Below are 19,533 nucleotides of genomic sequence, written 5' to 3'. Positions count from 1 at the left end.
TCGTGAAGGGCCCCTTTGAGACGTTTAACGTCTCAAAGGGGCCCTTCACGACATAAGAGCTCACCGCCGGTCCAACTGAACGAGCCTCAGGCCAGTTTGCGGAAGAACTGGCGGATGTCGCCCAGCAGCAGGTCCGGCGCGTCCTGGGTCGCCCAGTGGCTGCCGCGGTCGAATTCCTGCCAGGACACGATGTTCGCGTGGTCCCGCTCGGCGAAGCGCCGCAGCGGACGGAAGTCGTAGGCGAAGCTCGCCAGCCCGGTCGGCGCGGTCGTCGGCTCGGTGGGGTGCTCGCTGTGCTTGTCCTCGTAGTAGAACCGCGCCGCCGAGGCCGCGGTGTTCGTGAGCCAGTACAGCGTGGCGTTGGTGAGCACGTGGTCGTCACTCGTGGCCGAGAGCAGTTGCGCGCTCCACGCCAGCTGCCCGGTCGGCGAGTCGGCCAGCGCGTGCGCGAGGTTCTGCGGCGCGCTCTCCTGAAGTTTGGCGTAGCCGGACATGTCGTCGTTGAAGGACTGAAGGAACTGCATGTACTCCAGTTCCTTCTCGGTCATGCCCTCGAACTCCGCCGGGTCGCCACTGGGGAAGGAGAACAGCTGCGTGACGTGGACGCCGATCACGTGGTCTTTGTCGACGCGGCCGACCTCGGGGGCGACGAACGAACCGGCGTCGTTCCCGTGCGTGCCGTAGCGCTCGTAACCCAGCCGGCGCATCAGCTCGGCCCAAGCCTGGGCCGTGCGGTACCGGTTCCAGCCCTTCTCGCGCGTCGGGCCGGAGAAGCCGAACCCGGGCAGCGAAGGGATGACCACGTGGAACGCGTCGGCCGCATCGCCCCCGTGGGAACGCGGGTCGGTCAGCCGGTCGATCAGGTCGAGGTATTCGAAGACCGAGTTCGGCCAGCCGTGGGTGAGGATCAGCGGCTTCGCGTCCGGCTCCGGCGATCGGACGTGCAGGAAATGGATGTTCTGCCCGTCGATCTCCGTGGTGAACTGCGGGTACTCGTTGAGCTTCGCCTCCCACTTGCGCCAGTCGTAGCCCTCGCGCCAGTACGAGACCAGCCGCCGCACGTACTCCAGCGGCACGCCGTACTCCCAGCCCGGCGTGACCGGTCCGCGCTGCACCCCGTCGGTCACCTGGTCGGCGGGCAGTTCGTTCGCCCAGCGGACGCGGGCCAGCCGGTCGGCCAGATCGTCCAGCTCGGCCTGCGGGATGTCGATGCGGAAGGGCTTGATCTCCGTGTTTTCGCTCATGACACCAAGGTAGAGTGCCATTAGGAACACCCCGTTCCTAATGGAGGAGCAGCCTGAAGAAATGTTGGAAACTTCGGCACGACTACTCCGTTTGCTCTCCCTCCTGCAGACTCCCCGTGACTGGACCGGCACCGAACTGGCGGAACGCCTACAGGTCAGCGCCCGGACCATCCGCAACGACGTCGAGCGGCTGCGCGCGCTCGGCTATCCGGTGAACGCGACCCGCGGTTCGGTCGGCGGCTACCGCCTCGGCGCGGGCGCCGATCTGCCGCCGTTGCTCCTGGACGACGAGGAGGCCGTCGCCGTCGCGATCGGTCTGCGCACCGCCGCGGGCGGCACCATCGCGGGTGTCGAGGAGACGTCGTTGCGCGCGCTCGCCAAGCTGGAGCGCGTGCTCCCGTCCCGGTTGCGCCGCCGGGTGAACGCCTTGCAGGCGTACACGGTCCCGGTGCCGAGGGACGAGCCCGGCCCGCGCGTCGCCGCCGAGACGCTCACCGTGCTGACGGCGTGCTGCCGGGATCGGGAGGTGCTGCGGTTCGGCTACCTGGCCCACGACGGTTCGGAAAGCGTCCGCAAGGTCGAGCCGTATCGTCTCGTGAACTGGGGTCGCCGCTGGTACCTCGTCGCCTGGGATCTCGACCGCGGAGACTGGCGCACGTTCCGCGTCGACAGGCTGACACCGCGCGTCCCCACCGGCCCGCGGTTCACCGCGCGGGAACTGCCCGAGGACGTCACGGACCGGGTGCGGCGCGGTGTCTCGTCCGCCGCCTGGCGCTACCGGGCCGAGGTCACCGTGCACGCGTCCGCGGAGGAGGTGACCGCGCGGATCAACCCGGCCGTCGGAACGGTGGAGGCCGTCGACGCGAACACGTGCGTCCTGCACACCGGCGCGGACAGCATCGAGACGATGGCCGTCCACTTAGGACTGCTCAACTACCCGTTCCGGGTGACCGAACCCCCGCAATTGGTCGACTACTTGCGAGAGCTGGCCGACCGGTATCGCGACGCCACCCGCGTTTAGTCCTCTGAATGCGGTTCAGCGCGCGAAAGTGGTCAGGAACCGGTCCCGGAACGCGTCCATCCGCCACACCGGCGCGTTCCGGTCCGGGTTCAGGCCGTCCTGCCAGTCCCAGCCGGCGATCTTGTCGAGTACCGCCTTGTCCCGCGTGACCACCGTGATCGGGACGTCGTGATCCGCGCCCGCGCCGGCGACGATCGGGTTCGGCTGGTGATCGCCCAGGAACACGAGCACGAGATCGTCGTCTCCGTACGTCTCCACGTACGAGATGAGCGAGTTCAGCGAATAGGCGATCGAGTCGCCGTACGCGCCGCGCACCTTGGCCGGGTCGGTGAACACCTCTTCGGGCGTTTTCCCTTGCGACGGCATGGGGTTGTAGATCGCCCCGTCCCCGACGGCGGCCCAGTCGACCATGCGGGGGAGCGGCGTCCACGGCCAGTGACTGGTGACCAGATCGATCTCCGCCATCAGTGGCGGCCGGTCCGGCCTCGCGCGTTCGGCGCGCTGGAAAGCCGAAAGCGTGAACTGGTCCGGCATCGTGGCGTAGGAGAACGGCGGGCCGCGATAGCCGATGCCGCGTGAGTCGTAGTAGCGGTCGTAGCCGTAGACCTTGCCTTCCGGCCAGTCTTCGGTATGCGCCGGGACGACACCGACCGTCTCCCAGCCCGCGCGCTTGAACGCACCCCCGAGGGTGAACCGGTCGGTCTTCACGAAGTCGTCGTAGCGGTGCTGGCTGTCGACCCAGACCCCGGATTGGAACGTGGAGTGCGCCAGCCAGCTCCCCGCGCTCATCGTCGGCGACGTCAGAAAAGCGCTGCGCGAGCCGTATCCCGCGTTCTTCAGCCGCGCCGTCCCGGCGTCGAGCACCGCGTCGATCTTCGGCGCGATGTCCGAGTCCTGGACGGCCACGCGCCCGTAACTCTCGACGAAGGTGAACAGCACGTCCTTGCCGCGCAACGCGTTCAGCAGTCCGGAGGCGGGAGCGTCGCGGAAGGCGTCGACGGCGATCTCCTCGGCGAAGGCCTCCCGGTCCCGGATGCCGGCCCGCACCTGACGGAGGTCGTCGTAGGCGAAGGCGACCGCGCTGCGTGACGCGAACGGCTGCCCCGGAGCGAGTTGCGCGCCGGAGACCGCACACACCATCCAGAGCACGCTGAGCACGGCCGTCACCCGGGTCGACGCGGTGCGCCGTCCGGCCACCACCGCGCTCAACCGCAGGACGGCCAGCGCCATCAGCACGATCACGACCACGGCCAGCAGTGTCAGCCCGGCGAACGACGCGAGCGCGCCGGCGCGGCCGATCGACGTGCCGAGCAGGTCGACGCCGTTGCCGAGCACACCCCAGTCGAACACCGGGTTGAACCGCCGGTTCAGCGCGAGCCCGAAACCGATGTCGATGGCCTTGAGTACGGTCAGGAGCCCGAGGAGCGCACCGGCCGACACCGCGACGACGCGCCGCGCGCCGTCGCGCAGCATGAGCACGACCGCCACCCCGAGCAACGCCTCCACCGGCAGCCGGACGAACGCCTCCGGCGTCAGCCCGCCGAGGTCGTCCGGCGCGAGCAGGGCGAACAGCACGAGCACCGCGGACGCGGTCGTCGCCGCGCTGGACGCGATTTCGCGGGCTGTCGTCCGGTCGCCGGGCAGGCCTGCCAGTGCGGGACGCGGGAAAACCGACAAGGCGGATTCCTTCCGGGTGGGCTGCCTTCATCGGGTTACACGGACGAGGGGCTCCGGCGGTTCAGGCCGATCGCCACGTGCGCAGCGCCCACCACCAGCTGACGGTGTGCCGCACATGCGTTCCGCCGTCTTCCTCCGGCGGGTCGAGCGACGTTCCGGTGATCTCGCCCAGCCGCGAAAGCCGATACCGGACGGTGTTCGCGTGGACGTGCAGCGCGGCGGCCGTCTGGTCGAGCCGCCGCCCGTGGTCGAGGTAGGCCAGCGCGGTCGTGACGAGTTGTTCGTGGAAGGGATCGCCTGGCGTCAGCGCGTTCAGCAGAGTGCCTTCGAGCAGGGCGGCGAGCCCAGGCTGGGCGGCGAGCGCGGTCTCCACGGCGAGATCCGCCACCGCGTGCAGGCCGCGGGACCGCGCGGCCGACGGCAGGGCCATCACGCACAGGGCGTAGGTGCCGCGGACCTCGGCGAGCGGGACGGCGGGGGAGGCCACCATGAGCAGGTCGTCCCCGAGCGCCGCCTGCGTGGGGAGCCGCGGCGCCAGCCCGGCCAGCCGCCCTTCGACCAGGCCGAAGACGCCACCCGTCGCGCCGAGCCGCCGCTCGACGACCCGTGCCTGGTACGGATCGCCCACGTCGGAGAGCAGGCAGTGGTAGCGCCCGCCCGGGTTCAGCCCGGCGTTCGCGACCTCCTCGGCCGAAGGCGCCGTCGTGTCGCCGCCCAGCAACCGCCGCAGCAACCGGGCGCGGCTGTCGTGCACCGTGCGGGAGAGTTCGAGTTCGGCTTCGTGATACCCGGCGATGACCTGGCGTTCGAGCGCGCGGGTGTTCCGGTCGAAATCGACCAGCGCCGCCAGCATGACGTCGTCCGGCACCCCGGCCGCCTTGCCGCGTTCGACGGCGATCTCGACCGCGCGGCTGCGACCCGCCTGCACCCCGCGCAGCAGCGCGGCGAGGGGCACACCCTGCGCGGCCCGGTCCGCGCCCAGGTCGGCGGCCGCCGCGTAGTCCTGCTCTCCGGCCCCACCCGGCCGGTCGAACGAGGCGAGCCCGGCCGCGAGCACGATCGCGACATGCCGCCTGTTCTCGCCCACCGGCAACCGCGCCACTTCGGGCGACTCCGTGCGGGCGGCCCGGACCACTTCGTCGACGACGGCGGCGTCGGCCGCCATCTCGGCCAGCAGGTCGTGGAGCGACCGGTGCGCCATCGCCACCGCCTTCCCGCGCGGATTGTGCGCGGTGCACAACGAAGCCGGCGGTCCTTGGCGACCGTCCCCTACCGAGGGTGTCCGGCCGGTTGGTTTCCTGTGAGCTACCGAAAGGTAACAGGCCCTCGCCGAAAGGTGCGCCCGATGCGGAAACGCCGGTTGCTGAACACCGTCCTCGTGACCTGCCTAGCCGCGGCGCTGGGCTCGGCGCCCGCCGCCGCGGCGGACGACAGCCTGCGACAGGTCCTCTTCGTGGGCAACAACTGGGAGGGGACGGCGGACATCATCGCACCCTCCGGCGACTACACGAAGATCGCGCGCGTGAACATGGTGCCGGACAAGGACGAACGGCTCACCGAGATCTACCTGAACCCGATCAAACTCGCGTTCTTCCTCGGTATCCGCAACGGCGTCGGCGAGGGGCACGACCAGCTCGTCGACGACCTCTACACGACCCCGGACGGCCGGGCGGTCGTCGCGTCCCGCCCGAGCTTCGCCGACGTGGTGTCGATCGACCTCGCCACCGGCCGGGTCAACTGGCGGTTCCCGGTGTCGGGTTTCCGGTCCGACCACATGGCGGTGTCGCCGGACGGCCGCAGCATCGCGGTCTCCGCTTCGACGTCGAACACCGTCCACGTGCTCGACATCGAGACCGGACGGCAGCTCGGCTCGTTCAAGACCGGCGACAAACCGCACGAGAACACCTACACCGACGGCGGCCGCTACCTCTGGAACAGCTCGATCGGCGAGGTGAACACCGCGCTCGACGCGCCGTGGCAGGACTTCACCAAGGGCGACCGGAAGCTCACCGTGGTCGACGCGAAGACGTTCCAGCAGGTCAAGGTGATCGACATGCGCCCGCGCCTGGACGCCTTCGGGCGTAGCGATCTGTCCGACTCCGTCCGGCCGGTGGCGTTCACCCCCGACGAGTCGAAGCTGTACTTCCAGGTGTCCTTCTTCAACGGTCTCCTCGAATACGACGTCGCCACCGACCGGATCACGAGGTCGAAGACGTTGCCGAAGAACCCGAACACCAGTGAGGACCGCACGACCTGGGTCAACGACTCGCGGCACCACGGGCTCTCGATGAGTCCCGCGGGCGACAAGCTCTGCGTCGCCGGGACGATGGACGACTACGCGACCATTGTGGACCGTGCGAGCCTGCGCGAGGCACAGCTCGTGCCGGCGGCGAAGCCGTACTGGGCGACCGTCAGCGGTGACGGAAAGCATTGCGTCATCTCGGAAAGCGCCTCGGACCAGGTGACCGCGATCGACTTCGCGACCGGCGCGAAGGTGAAGTCCGTCCCGGTCGGCGACCACCCGCAGCGCATCCGGATCGGCCACGTGCGCACCGGTAGTCTGCGCGGGTGAGCGAAGAGATCTGGGCGGCCCTCGGTGCGACATCCCTCGACGAGGTGCGGCGCCGCGCCGCGGTGATCGACGCGGTCACCGAGATCGAGCCAGTCGAGGTGGACGGTGCGGAGCGGTTCGCCTGGAACGACTGCGGCGGGCAGTCGGCCGTCTGGTACTTCACGCCGGACAAGCAGGCGCTGCTGCTGACCTTCGATCACGAGACGGACTTGAACCTGTACGCCGAAGGCACCTACGAGGTGCAGGAGGCGCTCTACGGCGGCGTCCCCGAAAACCTCGTCGCGCTGGTGCGGAACCGCCCCGAGAACTACGAGTCGCTGAACATCGTGGATGCGGGCACCGGCCAGACGATCCTGTACGCCGGTGGCGTGTTCTGGTTCGACGGCGCGCGGTGGGCACAGGCCGAAGGCTTCCTGGAGCACTGCCGCCGGGAAGGATTGGACCCGCTGAGCGAGTCGGGGTTCGCCTACTGCGTCGGCCCCTACCGGTTCGGCGAGGAATTCACCCCCGAGGCGATCGTCGAGGAGCGGGCCGCCGACGGCTGGTACGAGAACGACGCCGAGCGGGAGAAGTCGCTGACCGAGATCCGGGAGGTCTTCGCGCGGCTCGGCTGAGGCATCGCTCAGCGCACGATCTTGGCTCCGTTGTGGCACCGTTCCGGGAATGAGTCTGCGCCTGGGTCCGTTGCTGCGCCACGTCGACGAGACGTCGGCGACGGTATGGGTGGAGACCGGCACTGCCAGTGAGGTCGAGGTACTCGGCACGACCGCGAGGACGTTCGAGATCAAGGGGCATCACTACGCCCTGCTGGTGCTGACCGGCCTCGAACCCGGCTCGTGTGTCGAATACGAAGTGCGCGTGGACGGCGAAAAGGTTTGGCCCCTCGCCGATTCCGGGTTTCCGCCGAGCCGGATCCGGACCTTGCCCGAGGAGGAGTCGCGGGTCCGGCTCGTGTTCGGTTCGTGCCGCAAACCGCACGACGGCGACACCTTCGGCCCGGACGCGCTGGCCGCGTACGCCCGCCGGATGGCGGCGGGCGACGAAACCGAGTGGCCGCAGGCGTTGCTGATGCTGGGCGACCAGGTTTACGCCGACGAGACCACCGACGAGACGCAGGAGTGGCTGAAGCAGCGTCGTGACACCTCGAAACCGCCGGGCACGGAGGTGTCGGATTTCGAGGAGTACACCCACCTGTACTCCGAGGCCTGGGGCGAACCGGCGATCCGCTGGCTGCTGTCCACCGTGCCGACGTCGATGATCTTCGACGACCACGACGTCCGCGACGACTGGAACACCTCCCTCGCCTGGCAGCGGCGGATGCGCGCGCAACCGTGGTGGAAGGAGCGGCTGCGCGGCGCGATCATGAGCTACTGGGTCTACCAGCACCTCGGGAATCTCGGCCCCGCGGAGCTCGCCGAGGATCCGACCTTCCAGAAGGCCATCGCCTCCGGCGGGGACAACGCCGGGCTGCTCGCCGCGTTCGCCGACGAGGCCGACAGTGAACGCGACGGCACCAAGGGCGCGCGATGGAGCTATCGCCGCGACTTCGGTGGCGTGCGGCTGCTGGTCATCGACAGCCGGGCGGGGCGGATCCTGGCGAGCGGCGCCCGGGCCATGGTCGACGACGACGAATTCGCCTGGATCGAGAACAACGCCGCCGCGCCGTGCGACCACCTGCTGATCGGCTCGTCGCTGCCGTGGCTGCTGCCTCCGGTCGTCTCGCACCTGCAGTCCCTGAACGAGCGTGCCTGCGACCGTCCAGGGTGGCGCGGACGGCTCGCGGAGAAGATCCGCCAGGCCGCGGACCTCGAACACTGGGCGTCGTTCCGGGCGTCGTTCGACCGGCTCGCGGCGATGATCGCGCGTGAGGGCCGCCGGGACGAACCGCCGGCCACCATCGCGGTGCTCTCGGGCGACGTCCATCACGCCTACATCGCCGAGGCGCGCTATCCGGAGCCGGTGACTTCGACGGTCTTCCAGCTCACCTGCTCGCCGGTCCACAACGCCATGCCGCGCCAGCTCCGGCTGGCCTTCGCCGCAACCTGGTCGGCCCCGGTGGCGGCGATCGCGCGCCGCTGGGCCCGCCGCGGCGGGGTCGCCCCCGAACCGCTGACCTGGTCCAAGGTGTCCGGTCCGCATTTCGGCAACGTCATCGCCACGGTGGAGACCGAGGGCCGGGCGTGCGTCACCACCATCGAGCGGGCCATCGGCGACGGACTGGTCGAAGTGGCCAGGCGGAGGCTGGCCTGAGCCGGTTCCACGCTGGGTAATATCGGCGCGTGACAACCTCTGCCGAAACACTCGAGTTCCAGTCGGAGGCACGTCAGCTGCTTCAGCTGATGATCCACTCGATCTACTCGAACAAGGACACCTTCCTGCGGGAACTGGTGTCCAACGCCTCCGACGCACTGGACAAACTCCGCCTCGAAGCGTTCCGTGACAAGGACCTCCAGGCGGACACCGACGATCTCCACATCGAGATCGCGACCGAACCCGAAAACCGCACCCTCACCGTGCGGGACAACGGAATCGGGATGAGCCGGGACGACGTCGTGGCGCTGATCGGCACGATCGCGAAATCCGGCACCGCCGAATTCCTGAAGAAACTGAAAGAGTCCAAGGATTCCGCGGCTTCGCAGGACCTCATCGGCCAATTCGGCATCGGCTTCTACGCCAGTTTCATGGTGGCCGACAAGGTCACGCTGCTGACCCGCCGCGCCGGATCGGACGAGGGCGTCCGCTGGGAGTCCGAGGGCGAGGGCACGTACACCATCGAGACGGTGCCGGACCTGCCGCAGGGCACGTCGGTCGTCCTGCACCTCAAGCCCGAGGACGCCGAAGACCAGCTCTTCGACTACACCTCGGCCACGAAGATCAAGCAGATCGTCAAGAAGTACTCGGACTTCATCACCTGGCCGATCCGCATGACCGAGGGCGACGAGGTCGTCACGGTCAACTCGATGAAGGCGCTGTGGGCCCGCCCGTCCAGCGACGTCACCGAAGACGAGTACAACGAGTTCTACAAGCACGTCGCGCACGACTGGAACAACCCGCTGGAGACGATCCGGCTCCAGGCCGAGGGCACCTTCGAGTACCAGGCGCTGCTGTTCCTGCCGGGCCACGCGCCGCTCGACCTGTTCATGCGGGAGCGCAAACGCGGCGTCCAGCTGTACGTGAAGCGCGTCTTCATCATGGACGACTGCGAAGCGCTGATGCCGGAGTACCTGCGCTTCGTGAAGGGCGTCGTCGACGCGCAGGACCTCTCGCTCAACGTCTCGCGCGAGATCCTGCAGCAGGACCGGCAGATCCAGCTGATCCGCCGACGGCTCGTCAAGAAGGTCCTTTCGACGGTCAAGACCATGATGGCCGACGAGAACCCGTACAAGTACGAGACGTTCTGGAAGGAGTTCGGCCGCGCCGTCAAGGAAGGCCTGCTGGACGACCACGAGAACCGCACCGCGATCCTCGACATCTGCTCGTTCGCCTCGACCAACGATCCGGAGAAGCTGACGTCGCTGCGTGAGTACGTCGAGCGGATGAAGGACGGCCAGGAGCACATCTACTACCTGACCGGCGAGTCGCGGCAGAGCATCGAGAACTCACCGCACCTGGAAGCCTTCAAGGCCAAGGGGTACGAGGTGCTCGTGCTCACCGACCCGATCGACGAGATGTGGGTCGACGCGGTTCCGGGCTTCGAGGAGAAGCAGTTCCAGTCGGTCGCGAAGGGCGAGGTCGAACTCGACTCCGACACCACCGACGAGCAGAAGGAAGAGTTCTCCGGGCTGCTGACCTGGCTGACGAAGACGCTCGAAGACCAGGTCAAGGAGGTCCGGCTCTCGTCGCGGCTGACGACGTCGCCCGCCTGCATCGTCGGCGACACGAACGACGTCACCCCGACGCTGGAGAAGATGTACCGCGCGATGGGCCAGGAAATGCCGCAGATCAAGCGGATCCTGGAACTCAACCCCGGCCACCCGCTGGTGTCCGGGCTGCGGGACGCCTTCGCCGCACAGGGCGAGAACGACGGGCTCGCCGAGACCGCGGAACTGTTGTACGGCATGGCTTTGCTCGCCGAAGGCGGTGAACTGGGCGACCCCGCCCGCTTCACGAAGCTCCTCGCCACCCACCTCCAGAAGACCCTGTAGGGAGCTGAAGGGGACTTTCCCCGCATAAGACGCCACGAAGGGGCCCTTCACCGCATCACATGCGGTGAAGGGCCCCTTCAGCCCATTACGGCCGGGTCCGCCAGAGCACCAGCACGAAGTACGGCGTCCCGACCATCGCGATGACCAGCCCCGCCGGGATCTGGGCGGGCGCGATGACCGTCCGCCCGACGGTGTCCGCGACGCTCACCAGCAGCGCCCCGAGCGCCGCGGCCACCGGGAGCACCCGGCCGTGCCGTCCGCCGACCAGCGAACGCGCCAGATGCGGCGCGACCAGCCCGACGAACACGACCACGCCGATCGCGGACACCGCGGTGGCCGCCAGGATCCCGGAGGCGCCCAGCACGAGCAGCCGGGACCGCTCGATCCGCATCCCGAGCACACGCGGGGTGTCCTCGTCGAGGGCGTGCAGATCCAGCTCGCGATGCTTGGCCCACAGCAACGGCAGCAGCGCGAGGAGCGCCAGCGCCACGGGCGCGACCTGCTCCAGCGTGCGGCCGTAGGTCGATCCCGAAAGCCAGGTCAGCGCCTTGGCCGAGTTCCACGGGTCGGAGACCACGATCAGCAGGTTGATCAGCGCCATCCCGGCCGACCAGACCGCGATGCCGATGATCACCAGCCGGTCCGAATCCAGCCCCGAACGCCACGCCAGCCCGTAGACCAGCAGGAAGACGACGGCCGCGCCGAGCCCGGCGGCACCGGCGATCGACCAGGCGCCGACCGTGGGGACGACGGTGATCAGCGTGATCGCGCCGAGCCCGGCGCCCGCGGTGATGCCGAGCAGACCGGGTTCGGCGAGCGGGTTGCGGCTGACCGACTGGATCCCGCAGCCCGAAACCGCCAGCGCGGCACCGGCGAGCAGCGCGGCCAGCACCCGAGGAAGTCGTTGGTCCAGCACGAAGGTGAGCGCCGTCCCGGTGTTTCCGGTGACCCAGTTCGCGAGGTCGCCGAGCAGCACCATCCGGTCGCCCAGCATCAGCCCCACCAGCGGGACGACGGCGAGCAGCGCCACCAGTGCGACGGAAATGGTCACGAGCCGCCGGGTCGATCCGGCGACCCCGACGCGTCCGGCCGGAGCCGGACGGCGCGAGCCGCTTCCCCGGCCGCGCCGCGCCAGCCACACCATCACGACGGCGCCGACGATCGTGGTCACCACTCCGGTCGGCACCCGCACGGCCTCGGCCGAACCCATGATCGCGCGCAGGACGACGTCGGCGCCGAGCACCGTCACCACGCCGACCAGCCCGGAGACCGGCAGCAGCGCGCGGTGTTTGGCGATCGGCAGCAGCAGCCGCGTGATCACCGGCGCACACAGGCCGACGAACCCGACCGGTCCGGCCACGGTCACCGCCGCCGCGGTCAGCGCGACGGTCAGCACGACCGCGCCGATCCTGGTCCGGCGGACCCGCAGGCCGAGCAGGGTCGCGTTGTCGTCACCGAGGGCGAGGACGTCGAGTTTGCGGCCCATCGCGATGAGCGCCACCACGGCGACCACCACGATCGGCGTCATCTGTCCGGTCGCCCGCAGGTCGGAGACGGTGAGCGAGCCGCTGCCCCAGGCGAACAGCCCGTTCGTCTCCTGCTCGAACAGGAGCAGCAGCAGGATGGTCACCGAGTTGAGCGCCAGCAGGACCGCCGAGCCCACGAGCACCAGCCGCGGGCTCGCCGAACCGCCGCCCGCCAGTCCCAGCACGACGACGGCCGCGGCGAGCCCGCCCGCGAACGCCGCCCCGCCCACCGGCACGAGCGGCAGCGAAAGCCCGAACGCGGAGATGGCCACCACGGCGAAATGCGCGCCCGCGTTGACCGCGAGCGTGTCGGGCGAGGCGAGCGGGTTCCGTGCCACGGACTGCATTCCCGCGCCCGCGACGCCGAGCGCGACCCCGAGCAGCAACGCGGCGAGCAGCCGGGGGACGCGCGAACCCTCCAGTACCGCGAGGGTCTGCGCGTCGCCCTGGCCGAAGATCGCCTTCACCACGTCCAGCGGACCGGACGTCGAGGTGCCCTGGGTCAGGTGGATGCCGGCGAGGACGGCGATGAGCAGCACCAGTCCCGCCGACACCACCGCGGTGCGGATCGTCTGCGGCGCCCGCACGGTTTCGACGAGTCCTCGGCGGGGCGAAGTACCTCGGACCTCGGTCTTCATCAGGCGGTGACGGCCTTCACGATCTGGTCGGCGGTCATGATGATCGACTTCGGCCCGCCGAAGGTCCACGTTCCGGCCTGGAGCTTGTGGATCTTCTTCGAGACCACGAACGGCAGGCGCTGGTAGACGGCGTTCTGCGCGAGACCGGTGGTGAAAACGTCCTCTTCGGCCGCGCTGTAGAACAGCACGGTCTTCGGGTCGGTGAGCGCGGTCAGGCCCTCGACGTCGGTCTGGCCGAGACCCCACTGCGGGTCGACCTTGCCGGTCCAGGCGTTCTTGAGGCCGACGGCCTCGGCGGTGTCGGAGACCAGCGAGCCCTTGCCGAACGGGCGGATGCTGACGGTGCTGCCTTCGAGGTAGCCGTCGGCCATCAGGAACGGGGTGCCCGCGGCGCCCTTGGCCTCGACGGCCTTCTTGCCCTCGGCGAGTTTGGCGTCCATTTCGGACAGGACCTTGTCCGCTTCGGACTCCTTGCCGACCGTCTTCGCGATCAGCTTGAAGTCCTCGCGCAGCCGGTCGAAGTTACGGCTCGCGTCGCTGGACTTGGTGACCACGACCGGCACGTACTTCTCGATCTGCGGCACCAGCGTCGAGTCGCGTTCCTCGGCCATGATGACGACGTCGGGGTTCAGCCCGACGATCGCGTCGACACTGGGCTCGTTGCGCTTGCCGACGTCCTTGACCTCGGCGGTCAGCGGGGCGGCCTTGTCCCAGACGTTGTAGCCCGCGACGTCCGCGGCGCCGACCGGCATGACCCCGAGCGACGCGACCATCTCGGCCTCGCCCCATTCGAGCGCGACGACCCGCTTGGCGGGGGCCTTGAGGTTGACGGCCTTTCCGCGCGCGTCGGTCACCGTGACCGGTCCGCTCGCGGCGGCGTCGCTCGGCGCGACGGCGGTGTTCTCGGTGGTGCCGCAGGCGGACAGCAGCAGGGCCGTCGCCGCGACGAGGGCGGCAGGGGTCAGCAAACGCATGGTTCTTCCTGGTTTTCTCAGGCGGGCCTGGGCGAATGCCGCCCGAGTGGCCTGCAGTGGATCGCGCCCGTCACCGGGTCGTTCGCGACGTGGACGGTGACGCCGTAGGCCTGGGAGAGGTGCTCGGTGGTGAGCACCTGCCCGATGTCACCCGTGGCCACGATGGTTCCCTCGCTCAGCAGCACGACCTCGTCGGCGATGATCGCCGCGTGGTCGAGGTCGTGCAGCACCACGCCGACCGCGACGCCTTCGTTGGCCAGATCGCGGACGACGTCGAGGATCTCGACCTGATAGCGGAGGTCGAGATGGTTGGTGGGCTCGTCGAGCAGCAGCACGGAGGTCTGCTGGGCGAGGCAGGACGCGAGCCAGACCCGCTGGAGTTCGCCGCCGGAGAGCTCGTCGACGCCGCGTTCGGCCATCGGCGTCACCCCGGTCAGCTCCATCGCGCGCCGGATCGCGGCGGCGCCGTCGACGTCGACCCCGCGCCAGCCCGAGCGGTACGGGTACCGGCCGTAGGAGACGACGTCACGCACCGAAACGCCACTCGGCGTGGGCCGGTGCTGGGTCAGCAACGTGACCCGCCGGGCGAACTCCTTGCCGGACAACGCGTTCCCGCCCCAGACGGCGCGTTCCCCGAGTCGGACGCCGCCCTCGCGAGGTTTGTGCAGCCGCGCCAGCGAACGCAGGAGCGTCGACTTGCCGGAGCCGTTCGGCCCGACGAGCGCGGTCACCAGGCCGGCGCGCAGCGACAGGGACACCCCGTCCACCACGGCCCGCTCATGGTGCGCGAGCACCAGGTCATGGCCGGTGAGCAGCGCGTCTTCCGTAGACATGAGGGGAGCCTAACCTAAGAGGCGGCTCGGACCCATGTCACGAGAGACACAGAGCGCGGGGTGATTGTCCGGTTACGCGACCCGGGCGGCTTCCCGCCGTCGCTTGGCCAGCCTCTTCCCGACGATCCCGTGCCGCGGCCCGAACAAGTACACCAGCGTGAACCCGGCGCCCTGCACCAACACGATCATCCCGCCGGACGCGGTGTCGAGGTGGTAGCTCAGGTAAAGCCCGGTCACCGCCGCGAGCACCGAGAACGACGGCGCGATCACCAGCATCCGGCCGAACCGGTCGGTCAGCAGGTACGCCGTCGCGCCGGGGATGATCAGCATCGCCACCACGAGGATCACGCCGACCACCTGCAGCGCCACCACCGCGGTCAGCGCGAGCAGGCCGAGCAGCGCCGCACCGAGCACCCGCGGGTTCAGCCCGATGGCGTGCGCGTGCGTGGGATCGAAGGCGTACAAGGTGAAATCGCGGCGTTTGAGTACCAGCAGGGTGAGCGTGATCGCGCCGAGGACACCGATCTGGAGCAGATCCGAGGTGTCCACGCCGAGCAGGTTCCCGAAGATGATGTGGTTCAGGTCGGTCTGGCTCGGCGTCACCGAGATCAGCACGAGCCCGAGCGCGAACAGCGTGGTGAACACGATGCCGATCGCGGCGTCCTCCTTGACGCGGCTGGTGTCGCGGACGACGCCGATCAGCGCCACGGCGAGGAAACCGAAGACGACGGCGCCCAGCGCGAAGGGCGCGCCGAGGACGTACGCGAGCACGACACCGGGCAGAACGGCGTGCGAGACCGCGTCGCCCATGAGCGACCAGCCGATCAGCACCAGCCAGCAGGAGAGCACCGCGCAGACCGCGGACGCGATGACCGTGGACGCCAGCGCCCGCACCATGAAGTCGTAGCTCAGCGGTTCGAGGAACAGGTCGTGGAGACTCACGCGAGTTCCTCTTCCCGTCGCAGGACATCGAGTCCGAAGGCCAGCGCGAGGTTCTCCGGCCGGAGAACCTCTCCGGGCGAGCCGTGCGCGAGCACCTTGCGCATCAGCAGGATCGCCTCGTCGGCCAGTCCGGGAAGCGCGTGCAGGTCGTGCGTGGAGATCAGGACCGCTGCGCCGTCGGCCGCGAGTTCCTTGAGCAGCCGCGTGATCGTGGCTTCGGACCGCTTGTCCACACCGGCGAACGGCTCGTCCAGCAGCAGGACACGGGCGCCTTGGGCGATGCCGCGCGCGACGAACGCGCGTTTGCGCTGCCCGCCGGACAACTGGCCGATCTGGCGTCCGGCGAGTTCGGTCAGTTCGACCCGTTCCAGCGCGTGGTCGACGGCTTCGTGGTCGGCGCGGCGCGGCCGCCGCGTGAAGCCGAGCCGCCCGTAGCGGCCGGTCATCACGACATCCCGCACCGACAGCGGGAACGACCAGTCGACGTCCTCGCTCTGCGGCACGTACCCGATCACGCCGGTCTTGCGGGCACGGGCGGGGGTGCCGCCGTCGATCGACACCGTGCCGGTGTCCGGCCGGACCATGCCCATGATGGTCTTGAACAGCGTCGACTTGCCGGAGCCGTTCATCCCGACCAGCCCGCAGACATGCCCGTGTTCGAGCGTGACGTCGACACCGTCGAGCGCGAGGACGTCGCCGTAGTGCACGGTGACGCCTTCGACGCGGATCGCCGCCGTCACGGCTTCGCTCCGGTGAGCGCGGCGACGATCGTCTTCGAGTCGTGGCGGATGAGGTCGAGATAGGTCGGCACCGGGCCTTCGGGACCGGACAGGGAATCCACGTACAGGACGCCGCCGAACGCGGCACCGGTCGCGGAGACCACCTGCTGCATCGGTGCGTCCGAGACGGTCGACTCGCAGAACACCGCGGGGACCTTGTTCTGCTTGACGAATTCGATGGCGCGGGTGATCTGCTGCGGGGTGGCCTGCTGTTCGGCGTTGACCGCCCAGATGTACCGCTCGGTGAGGCCGGTGTCGCGCGCGAGATAGGAGAAGGCGCCTTCGCAGGTGACCAGCGCTCGCTCGTTCTGCGGCAGGCCGCTCAGCGCACCCGTCATCTCGTCCCGCACCTCCTTCAGTTTCGCCTTGTAGGCGTCGCCGTTGGCCTTGAACACGGCGGCGTCGCCGGAGGAGAGTTCGCTGAACGCCTTCACCATGTTGTCCACGTAGATACCCACATTCGTCGGTGACATCCACGCGTGCGGGTTCGGCTTTCCCTGATAGGCGTCCTCACCGATGGCGATGGGCTGGACGCCCTCGCTGACCACCTTGTGCGGCGCGTCGCTCTCCTTGACGAACCGGGCGAACCACGCCTCCAGGTTCAGCCCGTTGTCGAGGATCAGGTCGGCCTTCGCGGCCTTCTTGATGTCGTCCGGGGTGGGCTCGTAGCCGTGGATCTCGGCGCCGGGTTTGGTGATCGACTCGACCCGGAGTTTGTCGCCCGCGACGTTCGAGGCGATATCCGCCAGGACCGTGAACGTGGTCAGCACGACCGGCCGCTTGTCGTCGTCCCCTCCGGCGGGGCCGCCGCAAGCGGACAGGACGAGTGCGGACGCCGCCAGCGCGCACACGGTCTTGCGCAGATTCGCCATACCGCGAGTTTAGAGTTCGGCGTGCCGAACTTCCAACTCTCGTGTGCCTTAAATCTCTGGGTGAACCCACGTCCGCGATCGACATCGGCAGGGCGCGGCCTGGGAGGAAGGGTGCCCTGCCACCGCGATAGCGGGGCCTTCGGCCGGGCGGGTTCACGCGTTGTGTCCGTTCCCGGTATGCGGGTCAGCTCCGCCACCCGGTGCTTAAATCTCCGTCGCGGTCCGGTCGCGCTCCTTCACCGTTTCCAACAGGAGCTGGGAGACGTCGCGCACGGTGACGTTCTCGCCACGCTGCTCGCTCTGCCGCTGCACGAGACCGTCGTTCAGCATCACGCGGCAGAACGGACAGCCGGTGACGATCGTCTCGGCGTCCGTGCCGAGCGCTTCGTCGACGCGTTCGAGGTTGATGCGTTTGCCGATCTGCTCCTCCATCCACATCCGCGCGCCGCCGGCGCCGCAGCAGAGCGAGCGGTCGGCGTGCCGGGGCATCTCGCTGAGTGTCGCGCCGGTCGCCCCGACGAGTTCGCGCGGCGGCTCGTAGACCTTGTTGTGGCGGCCGAGGTAACACGGGTCGTGGTAGGTCACCGGGCCGGCGTCGACCGGTTTGACCGGCGTCAGTCTGCCCGCGCGGACGAGCCGGTTCAGCAGTTGCGTGTGGTGCAGGACCTCGTAGTGCCCGTCCAGTTGCGGGTACTCGCGGCCGAGCGTGTTGAGACAGTGCGGGCAGGTGGTGACGATCTTGCGGGTGCCCGGTTCGCGGCCGTCGAAGACCGCGTTCAGCGTCTCGACGGTCTGCTGCGCGAGCATCTGGAAGAGGAACTCGTTGCCGGAGCGGCGCGCCGGGTCGCCGGTGCACGACTCGTCGGTGCCGAGGATCGTGTACTTCACCCCGGCGAGATGCAGCAGCTCGGCGGTGGCGCGGACGGTCTTGCGGGCGTTGTCGTCGAAGGCGCCCGCGCAGCCGACCCAGTAGACGTACTCGACGTCGTCGGCGAGTTCGCCGTCGAAGATCGGCACCTCGAAATCGAGCTCCTTTGTCCACGCCAGGCGGTCTGAATTGTTCTGGCCCCAGGGGTTTCCCTTGGTTTCGAGGTTCTTGAACAACACGCCGAGTTCGCTCGGGAAGGCCGATCCGATCATCACCTGGTAGCGGCGCATGTCCACGACGTGGTCGACGTGCTCGATGTCGACCGGGCACTGTTCGACGCAGGCGCCGCAGGTGGTGCAGGACCAGAGGACGTCCGGGTCGATGACGCCGAAGTCCTCCTTGGTGCCGACCAGAGGGCGTTCTTCGGGCGCTTCCTTGCCGTCCAGGATGTACGGCGCCTTCTCGAAGAGGTGGTCGCGCAGATCCATGATCAACAGCTTGGGGGACAAGGGTTTCCCGGTGTTCCACGCCGGGCACTGCGACTGGCAGCGGCCGCATTCGGTGCAGGTGGCGAAGTCGAGCATGCCCTTCCAGGTGAAGTCCTCGATCTTGCCGCGGCCGAACGTGTCGTCCTCGCCCGGATCCTCGAAGTCGATCGGCTTGCCGCCGGATTCCATCGGCAGCAACGGGCCGAGCGCGTCCGGGAGCCGCTTCGCCGTGACGTTGACCGGTGCCAGGAAGATGTGCAGGTGCTTGGAGTAGAGCACGATCGACAGGAACGCCAGCATCACGCCGATGTGCAGCAGCAGCCCGACGGTCTCCAGCGGTTCCGTGACCGACGGGCCCAGCGGCTCCCGGAGCTCGCCCACGCCAAGGGAGACCCAGGCGCCCGACTCGTACGGAAAGACGCCGACCGCCGCCGACGCGCCCCGGAAGAGGAACATCGTCCAGATCACGTTGAAGATCATGAACAGGATCAGCCAGGCGCCGCCGGTGTGCGACCCGAAGAAGCGCGACGCGCGGTCTTTCCGCTCGGGTGCCTGGCGGATCCGGATGACCGCGAACACCGCGAGCGAGACGAGCACCGCGACCGCGATGAAGTCCTGGAGGAAGCCCAGTACCGCCCAGTGCCCGATGAGCGGGATGTGGAAGTCGTGGTCGAACAGGGCGCCGTACGCCTCGACGTAGACCGACCCGAGGATCACGAAACCCCAGAACGTGAACAGATGCGCGAGCCCGGGGACGGACCACTTGAGCAGTTTGCGCTGCCCGAAGACCTCGGCCAGATGCGTTTTCGCGCGGACGGCCATGACGTCCGAGCGTTTTTCGTCCGGCTGGCCGGAGCGGATCAGTTTGGTGAGCCAAAGCGCGCGGCGGGCGGCGAAGGCGAGACCGGCGACGGTGATGAGCAGACCGAGGATGAGGCGAACGAGCACGAGTCC

The 19,533-nt window shown here is 68.9% G+C and carries 15 protein-coding genes; 5 read left to right on the top strand and 10 right to left on the bottom strand.

What is annotated here, in order from left to right; all coding sequences use genetic code 11:
* Positions 1-86: 86 nt before the first annotated feature.
* Complete coding sequence (locus ACFVM3_RS21080) at positions 87-1,244, bottom strand: epoxide hydrolase family protein (protein WP_378440944.1); 1,158 nt, start codon at positions 1,242-1,244, stop codon at positions 87-89.
* A gap of 61 nt (positions 1,245-1,305) precedes the next feature.
* On the opposite strand from ACFVM3_RS21080, the gene ACFVM3_RS21075 reads away from it, so the two are divergent.
* Entirely contained in the window at positions 1,306-2,265 is a 960-nt protein-coding gene (locus tag ACFVM3_RS21075; RefSeq protein WP_378440942.1) for a helix-turn-helix transcriptional regulator, read from the top strand.
* Between the two features lie 15 nt (positions 2,266-2,280).
* Here the strand turns inward: ACFVM3_RS21075 and ACFVM3_RS21070 are convergent, their stop codons facing one another.
* Both ACFVM3_RS21070 and ACFVM3_RS21065 read right to left on the bottom strand, forming a co-directional pair.
* Positions 2,281-3,942, bottom strand: a complete 1,662-nt coding sequence (locus ACFVM3_RS21070; protein WP_378440940.1) for a sulfatase — start codon at positions 3,940-3,942, stop codon at positions 2,281-2,283.
* Positions 3,943-4,003: 61 nt separating this feature from the next.
* A complete protein-coding gene (locus ACFVM3_RS21065; protein WP_378440939.1) occupies positions 4,004-5,143 on the bottom strand; it encodes a helix-turn-helix domain-containing protein in 1,140 nt (379 codons plus the stop codon).
* Positions 5,144-5,287: 144 nt separating this feature from the next.
* On the opposite strand from ACFVM3_RS21065, the gene ACFVM3_RS21060 reads away from it, so the two are divergent.
* From ACFVM3_RS21060 to htpG, 4 genes are read left to right on the top strand one after another with little or no spacing between them, the layout of a single operon-like run.
* Positions 5,288-6,514 (top strand): YncE family protein, encoded by a 1,227-nt coding sequence (locus ACFVM3_RS21060; protein ID WP_378440937.1) that lies wholly within the window; start codon positions 5,288-5,290, stop codon positions 6,512-6,514.
* Positions 6,511-7,128 (top strand): hypothetical protein, encoded by a 618-nt coding sequence (locus tag ACFVM3_RS21055; protein WP_378440935.1) that lies wholly within the window; start codon positions 6,511-6,513, stop codon positions 7,126-7,128. The genes ACFVM3_RS21060 and ACFVM3_RS21055 overlap by 4 nt, the downstream gene beginning before the upstream one ends.
* Positions 7,129-7,177: 49 nt before the next feature.
* Positions 7,178-8,764: an alkaline phosphatase D family protein gene (locus tag ACFVM3_RS21050; protein ID WP_378440933.1), complete on the top strand. Its 1,587-nt coding sequence runs from the start codon at positions 7,178-7,180 to the stop codon at positions 8,762-8,764.
* A gap of 29 nt (positions 8,765-8,793) precedes the next feature.
* Positions 8,794-10,659 (top strand): molecular chaperone HtpG, encoded by a 1,866-nt coding sequence (gene htpG / locus ACFVM3_RS21045; protein ID WP_378440931.1) that lies wholly within the window; start codon positions 8,794-8,796, stop codon positions 10,657-10,659.
* 85 nt (positions 10,660-10,744) lie between these two features.
* Here the strand turns inward: htpG and ACFVM3_RS21040 are convergent, their stop codons facing one another.
* The 7 genes from ACFVM3_RS21040 to ACFVM3_RS21010 form a co-directional block, all read right to left on the bottom strand.
* Positions 10,745-12,823 carry an iron ABC transporter permease gene (locus ACFVM3_RS21040; RefSeq protein ID WP_378440929.1) on the bottom strand — a complete coding sequence of 693 codons (2,079 nt, stop codon included), beginning with the start codon at positions 12,821-12,823 and terminating at the stop codon, positions 10,745-10,747.
* The gene (locus tag ACFVM3_RS21035) at positions 12,823-13,797 is read right to left on the bottom strand and encodes an ABC transporter substrate-binding protein (RefSeq protein WP_378440926.1); all 975 of its coding nucleotides are present in this window, start codon (positions 13,795-13,797) and stop codon (positions 12,823-12,825) included. The genes ACFVM3_RS21040 and ACFVM3_RS21035 overlap by 1 nt, the downstream gene beginning before the upstream one ends.
* A 17-nt stretch (positions 13,798-13,814) precedes the next feature.
* Positions 13,815-14,630 (bottom strand): ABC transporter ATP-binding protein, encoded by an 816-nt coding sequence (locus ACFVM3_RS21030; RefSeq protein ID WP_378440925.1) that lies wholly within the window; start codon positions 14,628-14,630, stop codon positions 13,815-13,817.
* Between the two features lie 72 nt (positions 14,631-14,702).
* A complete protein-coding gene (locus tag ACFVM3_RS21025) occupies positions 14,703-15,572 on the bottom strand; it encodes a metal ABC transporter permease (protein ID WP_378440923.1) in 870 nt (289 codons plus the stop codon).
* The gene (locus ACFVM3_RS21020) at positions 15,569-16,312 is read right to left on the bottom strand and encodes a metal ABC transporter ATP-binding protein (RefSeq protein WP_378440921.1); all 744 of its coding nucleotides are present in this window, start codon (positions 16,310-16,312) and stop codon (positions 15,569-15,571) included. The genes ACFVM3_RS21025 and ACFVM3_RS21020 overlap by 4 nt, the downstream gene beginning before the upstream one ends.
* On the bottom strand, positions 16,309-17,223 hold the full coding sequence (locus tag ACFVM3_RS21015) for a metal ABC transporter substrate-binding protein (RefSeq protein ID WP_192746351.1): 915 nt from the start codon (positions 17,221-17,223) through the stop codon (positions 16,309-16,311). The genes ACFVM3_RS21020 and ACFVM3_RS21015 overlap by 4 nt, the downstream gene beginning before the upstream one ends.
* A 204-nt stretch (positions 17,224-17,427) precedes the next feature.
* On the bottom strand, positions 17,428-19,527 hold the full coding sequence (locus ACFVM3_RS21010; protein WP_378440919.1) for a (Fe-S)-binding protein: 2,100 nt from the start codon (positions 19,525-19,527) through the stop codon (positions 17,428-17,430).
* Positions 19,528-19,533 lie beyond the last annotated feature (6 nt).

This window comes from Amycolatopsis sp. NPDC057786, from assembly GCF_042797905.1.
Classification (GTDB): Bacteria; Actinomycetota; Actinomycetes; order Mycobacteriales; family Pseudonocardiaceae; genus Amycolatopsis.
The sequence above is the reverse complement of the archived record's forward strand: the minus strand, read 5'-3'. Positions and strand labels throughout refer to the sequence as shown.

What these genes read in the sequence shown, in the direction of transcription:
- ACFVM3_RS21040 (WP_378440929.1), bottom strand. Translation starts at nt 12,823, where the DNA reads ATGAAGACCGAGGTCCGAGGTACTTCGCCCCGCCGAGGACTCGTCGAA.
- ACFVM3_RS21080 (WP_378440944.1), bottom strand. Translation starts at nt 1,244, where the DNA reads ATGAGCGAAAACACGGAGATCAAGCCCTTCCGCATCGACATCCCGCAG.
- ACFVM3_RS21065 (WP_378440939.1), bottom strand. Translation starts at nt 5,143, where the DNA reads ATGGCGCACCGGTCGCTCCACGACCTGCTGGCCGAGATGGCGGCCGAC.
- ACFVM3_RS21030 (WP_378440925.1), bottom strand. Translation starts at nt 14,630, where the DNA reads ATGTCTACGGAAGACGCGCTGCTCACCGGCCATGACCTGGTGCTCGCG.
- ACFVM3_RS21050 (WP_378440933.1), top strand. Translation starts at nt 7,178, where the DNA reads ATGAGTCTGCGCCTGGGTCCGTTGCTGCGCCACGTCGACGAGACGTCG.
- ACFVM3_RS21015 (WP_192746351.1), bottom strand. Translation starts at nt 17,223, where the DNA reads ATGGCGAATCTGCGCAAGACCGTGTGCGCGCTGGCGGCGTCCGCACTC.
- ACFVM3_RS21060 (WP_378440937.1), top strand. Translation starts at nt 5,288, where the DNA reads ATGCGGAAACGCCGGTTGCTGAACACCGTCCTCGTGACCTGCCTAGCC.
- ACFVM3_RS21075 (WP_378440942.1), top strand. Translation starts at nt 1,306, where the DNA reads ATGTTGGAAACTTCGGCACGACTACTCCGTTTGCTCTCCCTCCTGCAG.
- ACFVM3_RS21035 (WP_378440926.1), bottom strand. Translation starts at nt 13,797, where the DNA reads ATGCGTTTGCTGACCCCTGCCGCCCTCGTCGCGGCGACGGCCCTGCTG.